Below are 21,200 nucleotides of genomic sequence, written 5' to 3' on the forward strand. Positions count from 1 at the left end.
GTAGATCTCCTTCGCTAGTCCAGCCCCATTCTGCCCTGCGCACCGCCCCCGGACTCGACCGCCCTCACCGGCAGCGGATAGGGCGGGGGAGTACCGCCGAACTCCGGACAATGCGCCTGATGATCACACCAGCCGCACAATTTCGTCGGCCGCGGCCGCCACTCGCCCGTCTCGGTCGCCAGCCGGATCGCCTCCCACAGCGCGAGCAGCTTGCGCTCAACCCGCTCCAGGTCGGCCAGGACGGGATCGTAGGTCAGCACATCCCCACTGCCGAGATAGACCAGCTGCAGCCGCCGCGGAACGACCTGCTTCAGCCGCCACACCACCAGGGCGTAGAACTTCATCTGGAACAGCGCGCTCTCCGCGTACTCCGGCCGGGGCGCCTTGCCCGTCTTGTAGTCGACGATCCGCACCTCACCCGTGGGCGCCACGTCCACCCGGTCGATGATCCCGCGCAGCCGCAGCCCCGACGCGAGCTCCGCCTCCACGAACAACTCACGCTCGGCGGGCTCCAGACGCGTCGGATCCTCCAGCGAGAACCAGCGCTCCACCAGCAGCTCGGCCTCCGCCATCCACCCCGCCAGCCGCTCCCCGTCCGGATCGTCCGCGAACAGCTCCACCACCTCCGGGCGCGACTCCCGCAACCGGTCCCACTGCCCCGGAATCAGCGACTTCGCCCGCGGCGCGGTCCGCTCCGCCGCCGGCGCATCGAACAACCGCTCGAGCACCGCGTGCACCAACGTGCCCTTCGTCGCCGCCGCACTCGGCTTCTCCGGCAGCCGGTCGATCACCCGGAACCGGTACAGCAGCGGACACTGCATGAAGTCACCGGCCCGGGAGGGCGACAGGGAGGAGGGAGCTGAAGGAGCCCGGGGAACCCGATCCGGGACCGGGGAAGTCCCGGCCTGCACCGCAGGAGCCGAGCCGGCTGCCGGATCCGAGGGAGCCGCCGGGACCATGGTCGCGCTCTCCGCCGCCGCCGAGGGCACCCCTCCCGCCCCGACACCGGCCGATTCCGCAACGGCCCCACCCTCGTCGCCCACCGGGCCGACACCCTCGCTGCTGCTCTCCATGCCCCAGACCATACGACCCGCCACTGACAGTCACCCACCAGCCGGTGAAACACAGGGGGTGCCGGGGCGGGCCGCACCACGACGGCCGCATACCATCGGTCCGAGACCCTTCCGCCCGGCAGGAGCGGGAGAGACGACGCGAACGAGGGGACATCGTGGTGGAAAGCGGCGGGAGCGGCCGGCGGCCGCGGCCGGACAACGAAGAGTCGGCCGAGCACCCCGCCACACCTGCGCCCCGGCCCACCGGCACACCCCCGTCCGAGCCCACACCTGCCGAACCGGCCGACGGCGACGCGCCCCGGCCCAGCTCACCGGAGGCGACCGACACCGACCGGGGACCATCGGCCCCCACCGGCACAACGCCCGAAGCCACCCCGGCCGACGACGCCCGAAGCGGACCGGCCCCCGGGCCGACCACCTCCGACGAGCCCCCCGCCACGGACGAGCCGCGCCCCGACCCCGCCGAGGACCGGCCCCCCGCACCCGCCACACCCGCCGAGTCCACGCCGACGCCCCACCACCCCCGCGCCCACGCCCACGCCCACCAGCGCACCGACGAGCCGAGCGCCACCGAGCGCACCACACCCACCCCCGCCCTCACCAAGGGACCCCCACCGCAGCGGCCCCCGGAGCAGCCGCGGGGCGGACTCCTCATGGGACGCCCCTTCGGCGTACCCGTCTACGTGGCTCCCAGCTGGTTCCTCGTCGCCGCGCTGATCACCTGGGTGTTCGGCGGACAACTCGACCGCGTCCTGCCCGAACTCGGCGCCGCCCGCTACCTCGTCTCCCTCTTCTTCGCCGTCGCCTTCTACGCCTCCGTCCTCATCCACGAACTCGCCCACACCGTCGCCGCCCTCCGCTTCAAACTCCCGGTCCGCCGCATCCAGCTCCAGTTCTTCGGCGGCGTCTCCGAGATCGAGAAGGAGGCCGAGACCCCCGGCCGCGAATTCTGGCTGGCCTTCGTCGGCCCCCTCCTCTCCCTCGCCCTCGCCGGCGTCTTCTACGTCGCCATGCAGCCCGTCGAGCCCGGCACGGTCCCCGGCGTCCTGCTGGCCGGCCTGATGATCTCCAACCTCATCGTCGCGGTCTTCAACCTCCTCCCCGGCCTCCCCCTCGACGGCGGCCGCATGCTCCGCGCCGTCGTCTGGAAGATCACCGGCAGGCCCATGAGCGGCACCGTCGCCGCCGCCTGGGTCGGCCGCGCCCTCGCCGTCTCCGTCCTCATCGGCCTCCCCCTCCTCACCCAGTCCGGCGCCCTCGGCTCCAGCGCCGAGGACAGCGTCGGCATGGACACCGTCACCGACGCCCTGCTCGCCGCCATCCTCGCCGCGATCATCTGGACCGGAGCCGGCAACAGCCTGCGCATGGCCCGCCTGCGCGAACACCTCCCCGAACTACGCGCCCGCACCCTCACCCGCCGCGCCGTCCCCGTCGAGACCGACACCCCCCTCTCCGAGGCCCTGCGCCGCGCCAACGACGCCGGGGCCCGCGCCCTCGTCGTCGTCGACGCCCACGGCGAACCCCTCTCCCTCGTCCGCGAAGCCGCCATCGTCGGCGTCCCCGAACACCGCCGCCCCTGGGTCGCGGTCAGCGGCCTCGCCCAGGACCTCACCGACGGCATGCGCGTCTCCGCCGAACTCGCCGGCGAAGACCTCCTCGACGTCCTGCGCGCCACCCCCGCCACCGAATACCTCGTCGTCGAGGAAACCGGCGAGATCTACGGCGTCCTCTCCGCCGCCGACGTCGAACGCGCCTTCGTCAAGGCCATGGCCCGCCCCAACTGAGCGCCACCCTCCCGAACCGGTGGTCGGCGGCCCCCGCAAACGCCGGTAGGCTGTTCACATGTCCGAACCGACCGGTGCCGCCCGCAGGCGCGGGCCCTTCAAGGTCGGGGACCAGGTTCAGCTGACCGACCCCAAGGGCCGCCACTACACGTTCACGCTCGAAGCCGGAAAGAACTTCCACACCCACAAGGGTTCCTTCCCGCACGACGAACTGATCGGCGCACCCGAGGGCAGCGTGGTCCGCACCACCGGGAACGTCGCCTACCTCGCGCTGCGCCCCCTGCTCCCCGACTACGTCCTGTCCATGCCCCGCGGCGCCGCCGTGGTCTACCCCAAGGACGCGGGGCAGATCCTCGCCTTCGCCGACATCTTCCCCGGCGCACGCGTCGTCGAGGCCGGAGTCGGCTCCGGCTCGCTCAGCAGCTTCCTGCTGCGCGCCATCGGCGACCAGGGCATGCTGCACTCCTACGAGCGCCGCGAGGACTTCGCCGAGATCGCCCGGCAGAACGTCGAACGCTACTTCGGCGACCCCCACCCCGCCTGGCAGCTCACCGTCGGCGACCTCCAGGACAACCTGTCCGACACCGACGTCGACCGCGTCATCCTCGACATGCTCGCCCCCTGGGAGTGCCTCGAGGCCGTCTCCAAGGCGCTCGTCCCCGGCGGCATCCTCTGCTGCTACGTCGCCACCACCACCCAGCTCGCCCGGACCGTCGAGTCCATCCGCGAGATCGGCTGCTTCAACGAGCCGACCGCCTGGGAGACGATGATCCGCAACTGGCACATCGAAGGCCTCGCCGTCCGCCCCGACCACCGCATGATCGGGCACACCGGCTTCCTGCTCACCGCCCGCCGCCTCGCCGACGGCGTCGAGCCCCCCATGCGCCGCCGCCGCCCCGCCAAGGGCGCCTATGGCGAGGACTACGCGGGCCCCAACGCCGACGGAGCCGCCGGCCGCTGACCCGGCCCGCACCCCCTCAACGACAGGGCGCCGTGCCCGAGTTCCCGAGACACCCCCGGAACTCGGCCACGGCGCCCTCACGTTGAGACCCGCCCACCGAAGCACGAACACGGACACACGCCCCCAGCCCGTCCGAGATCCCGCACCCCGCCGTTCCCCCGCCCTGTGACGTGTGGCACGATGCTGGCCATCCCCCGGCACAGCCACCCCAGGAGACGCTCCTAGTGCAGCAATCCGCCGTCCCGGAACTGGCACACACCCACACCCGGCCGATCCACTGGGTCGCCACCGCCACCGCCGTGACCGCCGTCGTGGCCCTCTCCTCGCTCTTCCAGCCCGGACCGGCCACGGCCGCCCAGGCCGCCGGCGAACACCAACAGCCCGCGCCCGCCACCGCGACCGCCCCCGCCACCACCGGCGTCGACTTCCCCCTCCAGTGCGGCCCCGTCAAAGCCCGTGTCCAGAAAAAGGCCAGCGGCGACCTCGACGGCGACGGCCGACCCGAAACAGTCGCCGTCGTCCACTGCGACGCCCCCATGGGCACCCCGCCCGACGGCGTCTACGTCCTCACCCAGGCCGCCGACAGCCCCCACGCGCGCGTGGTCGCCACCCTCGTCGACCCCAAGGCCCGCACCACCGTCACCAGCATCTCCGTCACCGACGGCGCCGTCCTCGCCAGCCTGCTCGGCTACTCGTCGGCGGACGTGCCCAGTTGCTGCCCCGACATCAAGGACAGCGCCAAGTGGCAGTGGAAGGACAACACGTTCATCCGCTCGACACCCGCCGGCGCCCACAGCGTCTGAAACAAGCCAACCCGGCCTGTGAGAAATCAGACAAAGGTCACCGCACGCGCCCGACCGGTCACTCCGCGTCGGGCCCGTACACCTCGACCATGTCCGAAACCCGCCGTACATGAATGCACTCCCCGGGACACTCCCGCGCGGAGTCCACCACGTCCGTCAACAGCGGCAACGGCACCGGAGCAGTCGCCCCCTTGGCCTGCAGCAGCTCGTCCCGCGCACTCTTCACATACGCCAGACCGTCGATGTCCAGCTCGAAGACCTCAGGCGCGTACTGCGCGCAGATACCGTCGCCGGTACAGAGATCCTGGTCGATCCAGACCTCCAGCGCCTCGCCGCCGACACCGGCCTCCATCTGCACGCCCATGACTCCTGCCGTTTAGTGTCGAGCCGCACGGGAACGATGCAGGCTCTGACGGGTGTTGAACACTTCGACCCTACCCCCGTCCGCTTTCCAATCATGTTCGGTGGGTATTCCCCTGGCGTGAGGGAGAGCGCAAGGGTGAAGATCGGACACACCCCTACCGTCTTTGTGATCTAGGGGTTTCAATCGACACCCGCCCAGGTAGGGTCTGGAAGCGTCCAGCTCCCCTTGGAGGAGGTGAGGACCGTGGCAGCCCACGACGACGACATGAACCGCGGCATCCGCCCGGGACGAGGGTCCGACGACCCGTCCGGGCAGATTGCCTACCTTGAGCAGGAGATCGCCGTCCTGCGACGCAAGCTCGCCGACTCTCCGCGACACACGAGGATTCTCGAAGAGCGGATCGTCGAGCTGCAGACCAACCTGGCCGGCGTGTCCGCCCAGAACGAGCGACTCGCGAACACACTCCGTGAGGCCCGCGACCAGATCGTGGCCCTCAAGGAAGAGGTCGACCGGCTCGCACAGCCCCCGGCAGGCTTCGGAGTCTTCCTCGTGGCCAACGAGGACGGCACCGCCGACATCTTCACCGGCGGCCGAAAGCTCAGGGTCAACGTCAGCCCCAGCGTCGAACTCGACGACCTGCGGCGCGGCCAGGAAGTAATGCTCAACGAAGCGCTCAACGTGGTCGAGGCCATGGAGTACGAGCGGGTCGGGGACATCGTCACCCTCAAGGAGATCCTCGAGGACGGCGAGCGCGCCCTGGTCATCGGGCACACCGACGAGGAACGGGTGGTCAGGCTCGCCGAGCCGCTGCTGGACGTCACCATCCGCCCCGGCGACGCCCTCCTGCTCGAACCCCGCTCCGGCTACGTCTACGAGATCGTCCCCAAGAGCGAGGTCGAGGAACTCGTCCTCGAAGAGGTCCCCGACATCGGCTACGAGCAGATCGGCGGCCTCGGCGGACAGATCGAGGCCATCCGGGACGCCGTGGAGCTCCCGTACCTCTACCCCGACCTGTTCAAGGAGCACGAACTGCGCCCGCCCAAGGGTGTCCTGCTCTACGGACCCCCCGGATGCGGCAAGACGCTCATCGCCAAGGCCGTCGCGAACTCGCTGGCCAAGAAGGTCGCCGAAGTGACCGGAGTGGCCGCCGGCAAGAGCTTCTTCCTCAACATCAAGGGTCCCGAGCTCCTGAACAAGTACGTCGGCGAGACCGAGCGGCAGATCCGCCTCGTCTTCCAGCGTGCACGGGAGAAGGCCAGCGAGGGCACCCCCGTCATCGTCTTCTTCGACGAGATGGAATCCCTCTTCCGCACCCGCGGCTCCGGCGTCAGCTCGGACGTGGAGAACACCATCGTCCCGCAGCTCCTCGCCGAGATCGACGGCGTCGAAGGCCTGCAGAACGTGGTCGTCATCGGCGCCTCCAACCGCGAGGACATGATCGACCCCGCCATCCTGCGCCCCGGCCGCCTCGACGTGAAGATCAAGATCGAGCGCCCGGACGCCGAAGCCGCCAAGGACATCTTCGGCAAGTACCTCACCGAACGCCTCCCGCTGCACCCCGACGACCTCGGCGAACACGGCGGCGACAAGGTCTCCACCGCCCAGAGCATGATCCAGACGGCAGTGGAACACATGTACGCCGAATCCGAGGAGAACCGCTTCCTGGAAGTCACCTACGCCAACGGCGACAAGGAAGTCCTCTACTTCAAGGACTTCAACTCCGGCGCCATGATCGAGAACATCGTGGGCCGCGCCAAGAAAATGGCGATCAAGGACTTCCTCGAAAAGAACCAGAAGGGTCTCCGCGTTTCCCACCTCCTCCAGGCCTGCGTGGACGAATTCAAGGAGAACGAGGACCTGCCCAACACCACCAACCCGGACGACTGGGCCCGCATCTCCGGAAAGAAGGGCGAACGGATCGTCTACATCCGCACCCTCATCACCGGAAAGCAGGGCGCGGACACCGGACGCTCCATCGACACGGTGGCGAACACCGGACAGTACCTGTAAAAACAGGGGCGGCTGCGGGTGCCCTCACCGGGTACCCGCAGCCGACTGTTTTCCAGGCCACGGCTGGAGCAAGGCAATGACGCAAATGATCTCCCCACCAGCGCAGAGGCGTTCTAGGCTCTTCCGTACCGGCTTGCGCAGTGCGGAGAGGACGGGCACCGCACCCGCACCGGAGCACCACCGGTATCTGAGCGGCGCCCACGACCGAGGGCGCCGCCGGGCAAGGAGGGCCGCATGACCGTACGGCGAGTAATGGGCATCGAGACGGAGTACGGCATCTCCGTCCCCGGCCACCCCAACGCCAATGCCATGCTCACCTCATCCCAGATCGTCAACGCCTACGCGGCGGCGATGCACCGGGCCCGCCGGGCCCGCTGGGACTTCGAGGAGGAGAACCCGCTGCGGGACGCGCGAGGCTTCGACCTCGCCCGCGAGGCCGCCGACTCCAGCCAGCTCACCGACGAGGACATCGGCCTCGCCAACGTGATCCTCACCAACGGAGCCCGCCTCTACGTCGACCACGCCCACCCCGAATACAGCGCCCCCGAGGTCACCAACCCCCGGGACGCCGTCCTCTGGGACAAGGCCGGCGAACGGATCATGGCCGAAGCCGCCGAACGCGCGGCCCAGCTCCCCGGCGCCCAGCCCATCCACCTCTACAAGAACAACACCGACAACAAGGGCGCCTCCTACGGCACGCACGAGAACTACCTCATGAAGCGGGAAACCGCCTTCTCCGACATCGTGCGCCACCTCACCCCCTTCTTCGTCTCCCGCCAGGTCTTCGCCGGCGCCGGCCGCGTCGGCATCGGCCAGGACGGCCACGAACACGGCTTCCAGCTCAGCCAGCGCGCCGACTACTTCGAAGTCGAGGTCGGCCTCGAGACGACGCTGAAACGCCCCATCATCAACACCAGGGACGAACCCCACGCCGACGCGGAGAAATACCGCCGCCTCCACGTGATCATCGGCGACGCCAACCTCTCCGAGATCTCGACGTACCTGAAACTGGGCACCACGGCGCTGGTGCTGTCCATGATCGAGGACGGTTTCATCGCCGTCGACCTCGCCGTCGACCAGCCCGTACGCACCCTCCACCAGGTCTCCCACGACCCGAGCCTCCAGCGCCTCGTCACCCTCCGCAGCGGCCGCACACTCACCGCGGTCCAATTGCAGATGGAGTACTACGAGCTCTCGCGCAAATACGTGGAGGAGCGCTTCGGCGCCGACGCCGACGACCAGACCAAGGACGTCCTCAGCCGCTGGGAGGACACCCTCACCCGCCTCGAGAACGACCCCATGAGCCTCGCCGGCGAACTCGACTGGGTCGCCAAGCGCGAACTCATGGAGGGCTACCGCCGCCGTGACGACCTCGACTGGGACGCGGCGCGCCTGCACCTCGTCGACCTCCAGTACGCCGACGTACGGCCCGAGAAGGGCCTCTACAACCGCCTCGCGGCCCGCGGCCGCATCAAGCGGCTCCTGGACGAGCCGGAGGTGGAGCGGGCGAAGACGACGCCGCCGGAGGACACGCGCGCGTACTTCCGCGGCCGCTGCCTCGAGCAGTACGCCGACGACGTCGCCGCCGCCTCCTGGGACTCGGTGATCTTCGACCTCCCGGGCAGGGACTCGCTCCAGCGCGTCCCAACCCTCGAACCCCTTCGCGGAACGCGAAATCACGTCAAGGAGCTCCTGGACCGCTGCCGCACGGCAGAAGACCTGGTCAGGGTGCTGTCGGGCGGCTGAAACGCCCTGAGGACCACACCGGGCGGGCAGGGTGGAAACCCCGCCGCCCGGGAATCATCGAGATGGCTCTCGTACGTTGGAACAACTACGGGGCCGATGTCGGACCCGCCTTGTAGGGTCTGATCACCACCGATCGGCAGGAATGCCGACCTGTCGACCATGTCGGGCGAACTGAGCGGGGTGAAGGTAATGGCGACCAAGGACACCGGCGGCGGCCAGCAGAAGGCGACGCGCTCCACGGAGGAAGTCGAGGAGCAGACCGCGGAGGCGCAGGGCTCCGAGGACCTCAAGGAGCGCCACGAGAAGCTGAGCGACGACGTGGACTCCGTCCTGGACGAGATCGATGACGTACTCGAGGAGAACGCCGAGGATTTCGTGCGCTCCTTCGTGCAAAAAGGCGGACAGTGAAGGTGATCTCTCGCCTTCCCCTTTGAATTGAAGGTGGTGGGGGATGGAGCTGGCTGGCGAACCGGACGCGAAGCGGTGCCGGAAATGCAAGCGAGACCTGCCTGTCGCCGCTTTCGCGCGGGACAAGAACCGGCGTGACGGCCTTCAGGTGGACTGCCGGAAGTGCGTGGCGGAGTACAGTGCCGCGCACTACCGGCGCCGCCGGGAGGCCCTGGGCAAGCCGGTCCGGGAGAAGGCGGATGTGCCGGTCGGCCACAAGCTCTGCAGGGCGTGCGGCGAGGTCAAGCCTCACGGTGAATGGCATCGCAACGCGACCGCATCGGACGGGCTGTCGACGCGCTGCAATGCATGCCGGGCCGAGCGCGGGCGGCAGGACCATCCGAAGCGCCAATACGGCATCACCGAAGCCGAGCGCGACGAGTTGATCGCCTCCCAACGCGGCCTCTGCTGCATATGTTTGTCAGCTCCGGCTGCACATGTGGATCACTGCCACAAGACGGGTAGGGTCCGAGGCGTACTGTGCTTCAGCTGCAACGCTGCACTGGGGCAGTTCAAAGATCGGCCCGATGCCATAAGGCGGGCTGCTGCATACGTGGAAGGAAACGCGTGGAAGCCAACACTCGTAGCACCGGGCGTCTACCAGCTGCCTTCCTGACGCCTGGGTCCTCGTCCTTCATGGACTTCCTGTCCGAGCACCAGCCGGAGATGCTGCCCGGCAAGCGGCGGCTGCCGCCCACGCAGGGTGTGATCGAGGCGCCGCACGGGACGACGATCGTGGCCGTCACGTTCCCGGGAGGCGTGGTGCTCGCGGGTGACCGACGGGCCACGATGGGCAACGTCATCGCGCAGCGGGACATCGAGAAGGTGTTCCCGGCGGACGAGTACTCGGCCGTCGGCATCGCCGGCACCGCGGGTCTCGCCGTCGAGATGGTGAAGCTGTTCCAGCTGGAGCTGGAGCACTTCGAGAAGGTCGAGGGGGCGCAGCTCTCGCTGGAGGGCAAGGCGAACCGTCTGTCGACGATGATTCGCAGCAACCTCGGCATGGCGATGCAGGGGCTGGCCGTCGTCCCGCTCTTCGCCGGGTTCGACGTGGACCGTGACAGGGGCCGGATCTTCTCGTACGACGTGACCGGCGGCCGTTCCGAGGAGCACCACTTCGCCGCGACCGGCTCCGGCTCGATCTTCGCGCGTGGGGCGATGAAGAAGCTGTTCCGTGACGACCTGTCCGAGGACGAGGCGACGACGCTCGTGGTGCAGGCCCTGTACGACGCGGCTGACGACGACTCGGCGACGGGTGGTCCGGATGTCGCGCGCCGGATCTATCCGATCGTCACGGTGATCACCGAGGACGGTTTCCGCAGGCTGACGGACGAGGAGTCGTCCGAGATCGCCCGCTCCATCCTCGAGCGCCGCCTCGAGCAGCCGGACGGCCCGCGGGCCGCTCTGCTGTAGCCGGCGGGCCCCGTCTTATCCCAGGTGATCCAGTGACTTCGACAGAAAGGGACGGATAACCGGTGTCGACGCCGTTCTATGTCTCACCCCAGCAGGCGATGGCCGACCGTGCGGAGTACGCGCGCAAGGGCATCGCGCGTGGCCGCAGCCTGGTCGTGCTGCAGTATGCCGACGGCATCGTGTTCGTCGGTGAGAATCCGTCCCGTGCGCTGCACAAGTTCAGCGAGATCTATGACCGGATCGGTTTCGCGGCCGCCGGTAAGTACAACGAGTACGAGAATCTGCGGATCGGTGGTGTGCGGTACGCGGATCTGCGTGGTTACACCTATGACCGTGATGATGTGACCGCGCGTGGTCTGGCCAACGTGTATGCCCAGACGCTGGGCACGATCTTCTCCTCGGCCGGTGAGAAGCCGTACGAGGTGGAATTGGTGGTGGCGGAGGTCGGTGCGACTCCGGACGGTGACCAGATCTATCGGCTGCCGCACGACGGGTCGATCGTGGACGAGCACGGTTCGGTCGCGGTGGGTGGCAATGCGGAGCTGATCAGCAACTATCTGGATCAGCGGCATCAGGACGGGATGACGTTGGCCGAGGCGCTCAGTCTGGCCGTGCAGGCGTTGTCGCGTGAGTCGAACGGTTCGCAGCGGGAGATTCCGGCGGAGCGGCTCGAGGTCGCGGTGCTGGACCGTACGCGGCCGCAGCAGCGGAAGTTCAAGCGGATCGTGGGGCGTCAGCTGGCGCGGTTGCTCGAGGCCGATGGTGCGTCCACGGAGGCGGAGAGTTCCGAGGACGAGGACGAGTAGAACCGTCTGTCCGATCCTTTCTGTGCCCCGGCCGGTGTCTCGGCCGGGGCACAGGGCGTCTCAGGAGGCGTTCGGCGGGGCCGTGGAGCCGCGTGTGACGAGTTGGACGGGGATGTCTCCGGCGTCCGGTGTCCGGCCTTCCAGGACGGCGAGGAGGGCTTGCATGCCGCGTTCGCCGAAGAGCTCGGCGTCGAGGCGGACGGTGGTGAGTTCGGGGTCGAGGGCGGTGGCGAGGGCGAGGTCGTCGAGGCCGGTGACGGAGACGTCGTCGGGGATGCGCAGGCCGAGGCGGCGGAGGGCCTTGTAGGCGCCGGCGGCGAGTTTGTCGTCGTCGCAGACGATGGCTGTGGGGTGGGGGCGGGGGGCGCTGAGGGCGGCTTCCGCGGCGGTCAGGGCGCCCTCGATGGAGATGGGGGCGCGTGTGGTCCGTAGGGACGTTCCGGGGGCCGCTGAGAGCCGTGTGGCCAGTTCACGCGCGCGTACCTCGAAGGTCCACGACGGTACGTCCGCCGCGAGGTGGAGGAAGTCGCGGTGGCCGAGGCCGAGCAGATGGTCGGCGACCTGGCGTACGCCGTCGGTGATGTCGAGGTTGACGGTGGCGGCGCCGAGGCTGCCGGAGGGGTCGCTGTCGAGCATGACGAGGGGGAGCTGGTCGCCGCGGATGGCGGTGAGGGCGTCGGCGGCCATGGAGGAGGCGATGACGCCGTCGAGGGCGGCCTGGGCGGAGGCGAAGGGGTCGCGGGCCGGGCCGACGCCCTGGGGGGAGGGGTAGAGGACGACGCCGAAGCCGTGGTCGGCGGCGACGCGGGCCGCTCCGGTGTAGACGCCTGCGAAGAATTCGGTGGTGAGGGCGGGGACGACGAGGAGGACGGTGCGGGTGCGGCCGAGGCGGAGGTTGCGGGCGGCGAGGTTGGGCCGGTAGTCGAGGGTGCGGGCGGCTTGGCGTACGCGTTCGGCGGTGGTCTCCGAGACGCGGCCGCGCCATTTGTCGCCGAGGACGAGGGAGACGGCGGCCTGGGAGACGCCGGCGGCCTGGGCGACGTCTCGGCTCGTGGGGCGGGTGCTGTCTGGTGCCACCGTCCGCCTGCTCCTTCGTCTGGACTCGTGAACAGCGCACATGGTACGTATGACGAACGACGTTATACGTAAAACCTCAGCCGGAAGGGCGAGCGATGGCCGCGGGATACCTGGAGATCCTCAGGGCGAGGCATGCCGCCAGGCTGCTGGCCGGCACGCTCGTGGGGCGGCTGCCGTGTGCGACCGCCGCCATCGCGATCGTGCTGTTCGTGCGGGCCGAGGGCGGCACCTACAGCCTCGCGGGGGCGCTGGCGGCCGTGTACGGCATCGCCAACGCGGTGGGTCAGCCCCTGCTGGGCCGGCTGGTGGACCTGTACGGCCAGCCGCGCGTCCAGTTGCCCGCCGCGCTCGCCTCGGCTCTCGCGATGGCCGTCTTCGCCGTCGCCGGCACCGGCGCGCTCCCGGTCGCCCATGCCGCCGTGGCGGCCGCCGGGCTCTTCACGCCGCCGCTGGAGGGCGGCCTGCGTGCGCTGTGGCCGAGTGTCCTGCGCCGCGAGGACCAGGTGCACACGGCGTACGCCATGGATGCCGTCGCGCAGGAGGTGATGTTCACGGTGGGGCCGCTGCTGGTGACCCTGTGCATGTCGCTGTGGTCCGCGCAGGCCGCGCTGCTCGTCCTGAACGCGGTCGGGGTGCTCGGGGCGCTCTCGGTGGTCGTGTCGCCCCCCTCGCGCGGGTGGCGTTCCGCTCCGCGCGAGGCGCACTGGCTCGGCGCGCTGCGCTCGCCCGGTCTGCTGGTGCTCCTCGGTGCCTTCCTGTTCGTGGGTGTCGCGCTCGGGTCCATCACGGTGGCCTCCGTGCCGTACGCGGACGATCACGGTGGTGACGTGGTGTACGGCTGGCTGAACGCGGCTCTGGGGCTGGGGGCGCTGGTCGGTGGTGCGGTGTACGGCGCTCGGCGGTGGGAGGGGGTGCCGGAGCGGAGACTGCGGGTGCTGGTGGCGTTTCTGGCGGTCTGTTATCTGCCGCTGATGCTGATGCCGGGTGTGGTCGCGATGGTGGCGCTGACGGCGCTTGCGGGGGTGTTCCTCGCGCCCGCTCTCGCGTGTGCGTTCGTCATCGTCGACCGGCACGCGCCGCGTGGCACGGTCACCGAGGCGTTCTCCTGGCTGGTGACGATGTTCACGGTGGGCATGTCGGTCGGGACCGGTCTCGCGGGGCCTGTGGTCCAGGCGGGTGGTGCCCTGTGGGGGTACGCGGTTCCGGGTGCCGCGGGTGCCGTGTCCTTGGTGGTTTTGCTGGTCACGGGGCGGGTACTGGCGGCTCCCGGGGGAAGCGCGGTTGTTGCGGCTTCATCGGAAAATGATCCAAACCGTGCTGCCGAACCCCGTTTCAGTTCAGGGGATCGGGCGTAATGTTCAGTCATGGACCGCCGCATTTTCGGGCTGGAGAACGAGTACGGCGTCACGTGCACGTTCAGGGGACAGCGCCGCCTGTCGCCTGACGAGGTGGCGCGGTACCTCTTCCGCCGTGTCGTGTCATGGGGCCGTAGCAGCAATGTCTTTCTGCGGAACGGCGCCCGCCTGTATCTCGACGTGGGATCACATCCGGAATACGCCACACCGGAATGTGACAACGTGACCGAGTTGGTCACCCACGACAAGGCCGGCGAGCGCATTCTCGAAGGACTCCTGGTGGACGCGGAACGACGCCTGCACGAGGAAGGAATCGCGGGCGACGTCTACCTCTTCAAGAACAACACCGACTCGGCGGGCAACTCATATGGTTGCCACGAGAACTACCTGGTGGCCCGGCACGGGGAGTTCTCCCGGCTCGCGGACATCCTGATTCCGTTCCTGGTGACCCGGCAGCTGCTGTGCGGCGCCGGGAAGGTGCTGCAGACGCCCCGTGGGGCCGTCTACTGCGTCAGCCAGCGGGCGGAGCACATCTGGGAGGGCGTCTCGTCGGCGACGACGCGTTCCCGGCCCATCATCAACACCCGCGACGAGCCGCACGCGGACGCGGAGCGCTACCGCCGGCTGCACGTCATCGTCGGTGACTCGAACATGTCCGAGACGACCATGCTGCTGAAGGTCGGAGCGACCGACCTGGTGCTGCGCATGATCGAGGCGGGCACGGTGATGCGCGACCTGACGCTGGAGAACCCGATCCGGGCGATCCGTGAGGTCAGTCATGACATCACGGGCCGGCGCAAGGTGCGGCTGGCGAGTGGCCGGGAGGCCTCGGCGCTGGAGGTGCAGCGCGAGTACTACGACAAGGCGGTGGACTTCGTCGAGCGGCGTGGTATCCGCACCGGCACCGTGGACCAGGTCCTGGAGCTGTGGGGCCGCACGCTGGACGCGATCGAGGCGGAGGATCTGGACCGGATCGGCACCGAGATCGACTGGGTGATGAAGTACAAGCTCATCGAGCGGTACCGGGCCAAGCACAACATGACGATGTCGCATCCGCGGGTGGCGCAGATAGACCTCGCGTATCACGACATCCACCGTCGTCGTGGGCTGTACTACCTGCTGGAGCGGAAGGGGCAAGCGGCGCGGATCTGCAACGACTTGAAGATCTTCGAGGGCAAGTCGGTTCCGCCGCAGACCACGAGGGCGCGCCTGCGCGGTGACTTCATCCGGCGGGCGCAGGAGCAGCGTCGGGACTTCACGGTGGACTGGGTGCATCTGAAGCTCAACGACCAGGCGCAGCGCACGGTGTTGTGCAAGGACCCGTTCCGGTCGGTGGACGACCGGGTGGAGAAGCTGATCGCCGGAATGTGAGCATTGCGTCCGGAAAGCACCTCCGGAACGCCACACGGGCGCCGTACGTTTTCCGTACGGCGCCCTTCTCACGCCGTAGAGTTGCGCGCACGCCCTACACAAGATCGACCGATTACGAGGCCCTCGACGTGCGCCGACGCTCCATCATTCTTGCCGCTGTCCCTGCCGGACTGGTCACGCTCTCCGCGTGCAGTGACGACAAGTCCGACTCGAACGGGGCGAGCGACAGCGCGTCGCCTTCGCCTTCGGCGTCGGCCTCTTCGGCCGCGCCGCCGCCGAAGATCGTGGACGGTCCGCTGCCGGCGATCACGGCGGGCACGAAGTTCGGTGAGAAGCCGACGGTGGCCAAGGGCAGTGGCGATCCGTCGGACCAGCTCGCGGTGAAGACGGTGATCGCGGGCGGCGGCAAGGTCGTCGCGGAGAACGACTTCATCCAGGCGGACTACCTGGCCCAGATCTGGGACACCGCGAAGGTCGTCGACAATTCCTACGACAAGAAGACGCCGCTGGTCACCCAGTTGGCCCAGGGCACGCTCGAGGCCTGGCGCTATGCGCTGCCGGGGCGGAAGACCGGCAGCCGCGTGCTGTTCTCCGTGCCTCCGACCTGGGGCTTCGGCAAGGCCGGCAGCACCGAGTTGGGGGTCAAGGGCACCGACACGCTGGTGTTCGTGTTCGACATCCTGGCCACGTTCAACGCGAGCAGTTCCGCGAAGGGCAAGAACGTCGCGCAGAGTGACCCGAAGCTGCCGAAGGTCGGTACCAACACCGACGGCAAGGCGCCCTCGGTCGAGATCCCGAAGGCGGACCCGCCGAGCAAGCTGGTGTCGAACTACGTCATCGAGGGCGACGGCGACGCGGTGGCGGCGGACGACAGTGTGCTGGTGCAGTACGAGGGCGTGGTGTGGGACACCGGCAAGGAGTTCGACTCGACGTACAGCCGCAAGTCGCTCACGTCGTTCTCGCTCCAGCAGGTCGTCAAGGGCTGGGCGCAGGGTTTGACCGGCAAGAAGGTGGGCAGCCGGGTCGTCATCGTGATTCCGCCGTCCCTGGGGTACGGCGACAGTCCGCCGAGCGGCAGCGGTATCGAGAAGGACTCCACGATGGTGTTCTCGGTGGACATCCTCGCCAAGATGTGAGGCCGCTCAGGGTGTAAGACTGTGCATGTTGCCTTTCCGTAGACAAGCAGGAGCAGTGACGTGAGCATCGAGCGGCCCGAGATCGATTTTCCCGAAGGCGAGCCCCCGGCGGACCTCGAGATCAAGGACATCTGGGAGGGCGACGGCGAGGTTGCGCAGGCCGGTCAGACCGTCACCGTCCACTACGTGGGTGTCTCCTTCAGCACCGGTGAGGAGTTCGACGCCAGCTGGAACCGCGGTGCGCCGTTCCGTTTCCCGCTGGGCGCCGGCCGTGTCATCAAGGGCTGGGACCAGGGTGTGCAGGGCATGAAGGTCGGCGGTCGCCGTCGGCTGACCATTCCGGCGCACCTCGCCTACGGCGACCAGAGCCCCACCCCGGCGATCAAGCCCGGTGAGACGCTGATCTTCGTGGTGGACCTGATCGCGGTCTGAGCGGGACCGCCCCGAGTCGGTCACCTGGGGTCCATGCCCGCGCGGCATGGACCCTCGGCTTTTGCCGGGGGACCGTGGGGCGGTACGGTCGTCGATCGTAAGCACCATAGGGAAGGCGAAGGGCGTCGATGGCCATTGCCAAGGCCGAGCGGTTGATGAACCTGGCGCTGTGCCTGCTCGGGACGCGCAGGCCGCTGAGCAAGCGTGAGCTGCGCGATTCCATCGAGGCCTACGTCGAGGCCTTCAGGCCGGGCACGGGCGCGGCGGGCAACGACGACTCCTTCAACCGGATGTTCGAGCGGGACAAGGACGATCTGCGCGAGCTCGGTCTGGTCATCGAGACCGTGGAGAGCCTGGACGGCGAGATCGGCTATCTGGCCCGCCGTGACAGCAACCGGCTGCCGCCCATCACTCTCGACGCGGAGGAGGCCGCCGCGCTCGGGCTGGCCGCGAAGGTGTGGCAGCAGGCCCGTCTCGCGGGTGCGGCCAGCGGGGCGCTGCAGAAGCTGCGGGCGGCCGGCCTGCCGGAGGACGTCGACCCGTACGAGGCGCACGGTGCGCTGGAGCCGCGGATCCCCGTGCACGAGGCGGCGTTCGAGCCGTTGATGCTGGCGTGCCGTGACCGTCGGCCCGTGGTGTTCGACTACCGCAAGGCGACCGCGGCCCATCCCGAGACCCGGCATGTGGAGCCGTGGGCTCTCGAGTGCTGGCGCGGACACTGGTATCTGGCGGGGTTCGACCGGGACCGGGGTGCGGAGCGGGTGTTCCGGCTGTCCCGGATCACCGGCAAGGTGCGTTCGCGTGGCGGGAGTTTCACCGCGCCCGTCCCCGATGTGGTCACCGTCCGGGAGACCGTGGCGAGTTGGGCGGGGGAGACCGCCGACCGGAGCGCGTTGATCCGGCTGCGGTCGGGCGCCGGGTACCCCTTGCGGGCGAAGGCCGCCGCTGTTCGGGAACTCGGTGACGGCTGGGACGAGTTGGAGATTCCGTACGGGCACGGTCTGGACGCCTGGCTGGTGGAGTTCGGGCCGGACGTGGTGGTCCTGGAGCCGGCCGAGCTGCGGGCGGACGTCGTGGACCGGCTGCGGGCCGTGGCCAAGGGCTGAGGGGGAGCGAGCAACACAGTGGCAGGCAAACCGGTCAGGCCGGCGAACGCGATCGACCAGACCCGGCGGATGCTCTCCCTGGTGACGTATCTCCGGGAGCGTCCCGGCGCGCGGATCGAGGACGTGGCGCGCGCTTTCGGGATCACGGAGGACGAGCTGGTCTCGGATCTCGATGTGCTGCCCATGTGCGGCACCAGCTTCCGGGGTGGCGACCTTCTGGACATCGACACCGACGGTGAGCGCATCTGGTGGCACAATCCGGCGGCGCTCGGCGCGGAGGCCGCCGAACCGCTGCGGCTGGCCGCCGACGAGGCGACCGCGCTGCTGGTGGCCGCGCGGGCGGTTTCCACGCTGCCCGGTCTGCGGGAGGGCGACCGGCAGGCGCTGCTGCGGGCGACCGCGAAGGTGGAGGCGGCCGCCGGTGAGACGGCGGGTGCGAGTTCCCGGCTGTCGGTGACCTTCGAGTCCGAGGGCGGGGTGTTCGCGGACGTCGACCGGGCGATCTCCGAGCGCCGCCGGCTGTGGATCCGTTACTACTCGCCCGCGCGTGACGAGCTCACCGAGCGCGAGATCGACCCCATCCGCCTGGTCAGCGTCGGGCACACGTACGTGGAGGCGTGGTGCCGTCGCTCCGAGGCCCGGCGTACCTTCCGGCTGGACCGGGTCGCCGAGATCAGGATCCTCGACGAGCCGGCCGCGCCGCCGGAGATCGAGTTGCGGGATCTGTCGGAGGCGCTGGTGCAGCCGGCCGCCGAGGACCCGGAGGTCGTCGTCGAGGTGGGGCCGGGCGGTCGCTGGGTCGCCGAGTACTACCCGCACGACAGCGCGGATGAGCTTTCCGACGGCGGGCTGCGTATTACCTTGCGCACGCCCGAACCGGCCTCGCTGCGGCGGCTGGCCCTGCGGCTCGGCCGCGACGGCCGGATCGTGTCGCCGCCGGCCCTCGCCGACAGCGCCCGAAGCGCCGCCGCGGAGGCACTGGCGGCGTACGACGGCATCGAGGTGGCCGACGTGACCTACGGGGCCGGCGGGGGTGCCGAGGCCGCCGGGACCGGTGGGGCTGAGGCGGGTGGGGTGGCCGACGGGCCGCACGCTCCGCGCGGCGTGCAGGACGACAGGCAGTTCGACGGGCGGGAGCAGCTGTGAGCGAGTCGGTGACGTCCGGTGCGCAGGGCATCTCGGTGGCCTCCGCGTTCGCCGGTATGCGGAGCGTGACCCCGGTGACCTTCAGGGCGGGCTGCCCCGACTGCCGGGGTTGCTTCGAGCTCGCCGCCGGCGCCCTGCGGCTGGCCATCGGCGCCACGAGCCGCACCACGTTCTACTCCTTCACCTGCCCCGACTGCGGCGCGGCCGTGCGCAAGCCGGCCGGTGAGCGGATCGTCGAACTCCTCCTCGGCGGAGGCGTGCGGACCCTGCGCCTGACCACCCCGTAGGACGGTCTAGGCTCGGCGTCATGTTCTGGCCGATGTTCGCGGTAGCCGTGGGTTTCCTGGGTCTCGCCGTCCTCGCGGTGTTCGCCGTGCGGGTCTTTCTGGAGGCGCGGCGGCTGGGGCGGCAGGTCACGGAATCCGCCCGCCGTATCAACCGGGCCGCCGAGGACCTCGAGCGGGCCTCCCTCAGCGTCGCCCGGGCTGTGGACACCCTGTGAGCAGCGCTGTGCCGGCGCTGGCGTAGCGCTGTGGTGGTGCTGTGAGTCCGGTGCCGAATGCGTTTTGGGCCACTTCGCCCTCCCGGAGCGGCCAGGTGGGCGGGTACGCTGCTGATCGCGGCTCGGAGAACGAGGCCCGGACCGCGGACCGGGAGTACGCACGGGGATTGCCTCACGTTCACCCCTGAGCGTTACGATCGCTGACAACACGATCGTTCGGACATTTGTCCGACTGGTCGCACAGCACCCCCACCCAGCCGCCTCGGTGAGAAGGTAAAGACTTATGTTCGGAAAGCTCGGTGCTCCCGAGATGATTCTCATCCTCGTCGTCATCATTTTGCTGTTCGGCGCGAAGAAGCTTCCGGACATGGCCCGCTCGCTCGGCAAGTCCGCGCGCATTCTGAAGAGCGAGGCCAAGGCGATGAAGGAGGAGGGCAGCAGCAACGCCACTCCGGCGGGCCCGCCGAACCCCGGCGAGGAGCCCCCCGCGCAGCGCACCATCCAGGCCGCCCCCGGCGATGTGACCAGCTCCCGCCCGGTCAGCGAGCCGACGGACACGACCAAGCGCTGACGCAGGGCCGGTGACCTCCGGCCCGCCGCACGAGATGGGAACGTGGGTTGCTGAAGTCTGCCCGCAAGGAGGAGAAGGACCCCGAGGGGCGGATGCCCCTCGCGGATCACCTCCGTGAGCTGCGCAACCGGCTCGCGAAGGCGTTGCTGGCCATCGTCATCGTGACGATCGTCGCCGCCTTCTTCTACAACGACATCATCAACTTCCTCACCAGGCCGATCCTCGACTCGGTCGGGTGCGGGAAGACATTCGAGCAGATCGCGAGCGAGCTGAAGAACAGCGACGCGACCAACAAGTGCGCCAGCATCACGATCAACGGTCTGCTCGCCCCCTTCACGCTCGCCCTTCAGGTCTCCATGACGGCGGGAATCGTGTTCGCCTCGCCGGTCTGGCTCTACCAGCTGTGGGCCTTCGTGGCCCCGGGTCTGCACCAGCACGAGCGCAAGTACGCCTACGCGTTCGTCGGCACGGGCGTCCCGCTGTTCCTGGGCGGCGGCTACTTCGCGTACTCGGTGCTGCCGACGACCGCCGAAGTGCTGATGGACTTCACCCCCGGCGGCGTCAGCAACCTTCTGCCGCTGGACGACCTGCTCCAGCTGGTCACGCGCATGGTCATCGTGTTCGGCCTCTCCTTCGAGCTGCCGCTGCTGCTGGTCTTCCTCAATCTCACCGGGATGATCACGGGCAGGCGCATGCTCGGCTGGTGGCGCGCCATGATCATCGGTATCACGGTCTTCGCGGCCGTGGCCACGCCCAGCACGGACCCGCTCTCGATGATGGCGCTCGCCGGCCCGATCTGGGTCCTGTACTTCGGCGCGTGCGCCTTCTCCCTGATGAACGACCGCCGCAAGCGCCGTCGCGACGCCCTGGGCCCCGCCGACGACGAGGCCTCCGAACTCGACCTCACGCCTGAGGACATCGGCGACGTCGAGACGGTGAGCGCGAGCCGCGCACTGCCGGAGCAGGCGAGCACGGAGCGGGTCAACGGGTACGACGACGTGACCTGATCCACCTTGTCCACCGGGCCGCGGCCGGCGCGCTCACAGAGCGCAGCCGGCCGCTTCCGCATGGTGCGGGCGCTGCCGGACGGGCGCCCC

The 21,200-nt window shown here is 69.3% G+C and carries 22 protein-coding genes; 19 read left to right on the plus strand and 3 right to left on the minus strand.

What is annotated here, in order from left to right:
* Nucleotides 1-14 precede the first annotated feature (14 nt).
* Nucleotides 15-1,073, minus strand: a complete 1,059-nt coding sequence (locus ABT057_RS14755) for a RecB family exonuclease (protein WP_352343249.1) — start codon at nt 1,071-1,073, stop codon at nt 15-17.
* A 155-nt stretch (nt 1,074-1,228) separates the two neighbouring features.
* Here ABT057_RS14755 and ABT057_RS14760 point away from each other — a divergent pair, with 155 nt between their 5' ends.
* The 3 genes from ABT057_RS14760 to ABT057_RS14770 all read left to right on the plus strand — a co-directional run bounded on the left by ABT057_RS14760 (nt 1,229) and on the right by ABT057_RS14770 (nt 4,621).
* Nucleotides 1,229-2,857 carry a site-2 protease family protein gene (locus tag ABT057_RS14760; RefSeq protein ID WP_352343250.1) on the plus strand — a complete coding sequence of 543 codons (1,629 nt, stop codon included), beginning with the start codon at nt 1,229-1,231 and terminating at the stop codon, nt 2,855-2,857.
* Nucleotides 2,858-2,915: 58 nt separating this feature from the next.
* Entirely contained in the window at nt 2,916-3,818 is a 903-nt protein-coding gene (locus tag ABT057_RS14765; RefSeq protein WP_352343252.1) for a tRNA (adenine-N1)-methyltransferase, read from the plus strand.
* A gap of 224 nt (nt 3,819-4,042) precedes the next feature.
* Complete coding sequence (locus tag ABT057_RS14770) at nt 4,043-4,621, plus strand: hypothetical protein (protein ID WP_352343253.1); 579 nt, start codon at nt 4,043-4,045, stop codon at nt 4,619-4,621.
* A 58-nt stretch (nt 4,622-4,679) separates the two neighbouring features.
* On the opposite strand, the gene ABT057_RS14775 is transcribed toward ABT057_RS14770, so the two are convergent.
* The gene (locus ABT057_RS14775; RefSeq protein WP_352343254.1) at nt 4,680-4,985 is read right to left on the minus strand and encodes a ferredoxin; all 306 of its coding nucleotides are present in this window, start codon (nt 4,983-4,985) and stop codon (nt 4,680-4,682) included.
* Between the two features lie 243 nt (nt 4,986-5,228).
* Here ABT057_RS14775 and arc point away from each other — a divergent pair, with 243 nt between their 5' ends.
* The 6 genes from arc to prcA all read left to right on the plus strand — a co-directional run bounded on the left by arc (nt 5,229) and on the right by prcA (nt 11,407).
* Entirely contained in the window at nt 5,229-6,995 is a 1,767-nt protein-coding gene (arc, locus tag ABT057_RS14780; RefSeq protein ID WP_352343256.1) for a proteasome ATPase, read from the plus strand.
* 234 nt (nt 6,996-7,229) lie between these two features.
* Nucleotides 7,230-8,741, plus strand: coding sequence for a depupylase/deamidase Dop (dop, locus tag ABT057_RS14785; protein WP_352343257.1), 1,512 nt, complete (start codon nt 7,230-7,232; stop codon nt 8,739-8,741).
* 189 nt (nt 8,742-8,930) lie between these two features.
* Nucleotides 8,931-9,149, plus strand: a complete 219-nt coding sequence (locus ABT057_RS14790; RefSeq protein WP_188287069.1) for a ubiquitin-like protein Pup — start codon at nt 8,931-8,933, stop codon at nt 9,147-9,149.
* Nucleotides 9,150-9,192: 43 nt separating this feature from the next.
* Nucleotides 9,193-9,804 (plus strand): endonuclease VII domain-containing protein, encoded by a 612-nt coding sequence (locus tag ABT057_RS14795; protein WP_352343259.1) that lies wholly within the window; start codon nt 9,193-9,195, stop codon nt 9,802-9,804.
* The gene (gene prcB, locus ABT057_RS14800; RefSeq protein WP_352343261.1) at nt 9,756-10,601 is read left to right on the plus strand and encodes a proteasome subunit beta; all 846 of its coding nucleotides are present in this window, start codon (nt 9,756-9,758) and stop codon (nt 10,599-10,601) included. The genes ABT057_RS14795 and prcB overlap by 49 nt, the downstream gene beginning before the upstream one ends.
* Nucleotides 10,602-10,663: 62 nt before the next feature.
* Nucleotides 10,664-11,407, plus strand: a complete 744-nt coding sequence (prcA, locus tag ABT057_RS14805; RefSeq protein WP_352343262.1) for a proteasome subunit alpha — start codon at nt 10,664-10,666, stop codon at nt 11,405-11,407.
* A 60-nt stretch (nt 11,408-11,467) separates the two neighbouring features.
* Here prcA and ABT057_RS14810 read toward each other — a convergent pair whose 3' ends face one another.
* Nucleotides 11,468-12,484 (minus strand): LacI family DNA-binding transcriptional regulator, encoded by a 1,017-nt coding sequence (locus ABT057_RS14810; RefSeq protein ID WP_352343263.1) that lies wholly within the window; start codon nt 12,482-12,484, stop codon nt 11,468-11,470.
* Nucleotides 12,485-12,579: 95 nt separating this feature from the next.
* Here ABT057_RS14810 and ABT057_RS14815 point away from each other — a divergent pair, with 95 nt between their 5' ends.
* The 10 genes from ABT057_RS14815 to tatC all read left to right on the plus strand — a co-directional run bounded on the left by ABT057_RS14815 (nt 12,580) and on the right by tatC (nt 21,110).
* Nucleotides 12,580-13,839, plus strand: a complete 1,260-nt coding sequence (locus ABT057_RS14815) for an MFS transporter (protein WP_352343264.1) — start codon at nt 12,580-12,582, stop codon at nt 13,837-13,839.
* Between the two features lie 9 nt (nt 13,840-13,848).
* The gene (gene pafA / locus ABT057_RS14820) at nt 13,849-15,210 is read left to right on the plus strand and encodes a Pup--protein ligase (RefSeq protein WP_007380857.1); all 1,362 of its coding nucleotides are present in this window, start codon (nt 13,849-13,851) and stop codon (nt 15,208-15,210) included.
* Between the two features lie 128 nt (nt 15,211-15,338).
* Nucleotides 15,339-16,346, plus strand: a complete 1,008-nt coding sequence (locus ABT057_RS14825) for an FKBP-type peptidyl-prolyl cis-trans isomerase (protein ID WP_352343265.1) — start codon at nt 15,339-15,341, stop codon at nt 16,344-16,346.
* 60 nt (nt 16,347-16,406) lie between these two features.
* The gene (locus tag ABT057_RS14830) at nt 16,407-16,778 is read left to right on the plus strand and encodes an FKBP-type peptidyl-prolyl cis-trans isomerase (protein WP_352343266.1); all 372 of its coding nucleotides are present in this window, start codon (nt 16,407-16,409) and stop codon (nt 16,776-16,778) included.
* Between the two features lie 128 nt (nt 16,779-16,906).
* Complete coding sequence (locus ABT057_RS14835; protein ID WP_352343268.1) at nt 16,907-17,884, plus strand: helix-turn-helix transcriptional regulator; 978 nt, start codon at nt 16,907-16,909, stop codon at nt 17,882-17,884.
* An 18-nt stretch (nt 17,885-17,902) separates the two neighbouring features.
* On the plus strand, nt 17,903-19,030 hold the full coding sequence (locus ABT057_RS14840; protein WP_352343269.1) for a helix-turn-helix transcriptional regulator: 1,128 nt from the start codon (nt 17,903-17,905) through the stop codon (nt 19,028-19,030).
* Nucleotides 19,027-19,317, plus strand: a complete 291-nt coding sequence (locus ABT057_RS14845; protein WP_352343270.1) for a hypothetical protein — start codon at nt 19,027-19,029, stop codon at nt 19,315-19,317. Before ABT057_RS14840 ends, ABT057_RS14845 begins: the two co-directional genes overlap by 4 nt.
* A 20-nt stretch (nt 19,318-19,337) precedes the next feature.
* The gene (locus tag ABT057_RS14850; RefSeq protein ID WP_352343271.1) at nt 19,338-19,532 is read left to right on the plus strand and encodes a hypothetical protein; all 195 of its coding nucleotides are present in this window, start codon (nt 19,338-19,340) and stop codon (nt 19,530-19,532) included.
* Nucleotides 19,533-19,815: 283 nt separating this feature from the next.
* Nucleotides 19,816-20,103 carry a Sec-independent protein translocase subunit TatA gene (tatA, locus tag ABT057_RS14855; RefSeq protein WP_352343272.1) on the plus strand — a complete coding sequence of 96 codons (288 nt, stop codon included), beginning with the start codon at nt 19,816-19,818 and terminating at the stop codon, nt 20,101-20,103.
* A 47-nt stretch (nt 20,104-20,150) separates the two neighbouring features.
* Nucleotides 20,151-21,110 carry a twin-arginine translocase subunit TatC gene (gene tatC, locus ABT057_RS14860; RefSeq protein ID WP_352343274.1) on the plus strand — a complete coding sequence of 320 codons (960 nt, stop codon included), beginning with the start codon at nt 20,151-20,153 and terminating at the stop codon, nt 21,108-21,110.
* Nucleotides 21,111-21,200: the final 90 nt, after the last annotated feature.

Source organism: Streptomyces sp. NPDC002588 (assembly GCF_040295925.1).
GTDB lineage: Bacteria > Actinomycetota > Actinomycetes > Streptomycetales > Streptomycetaceae > Streptomyces.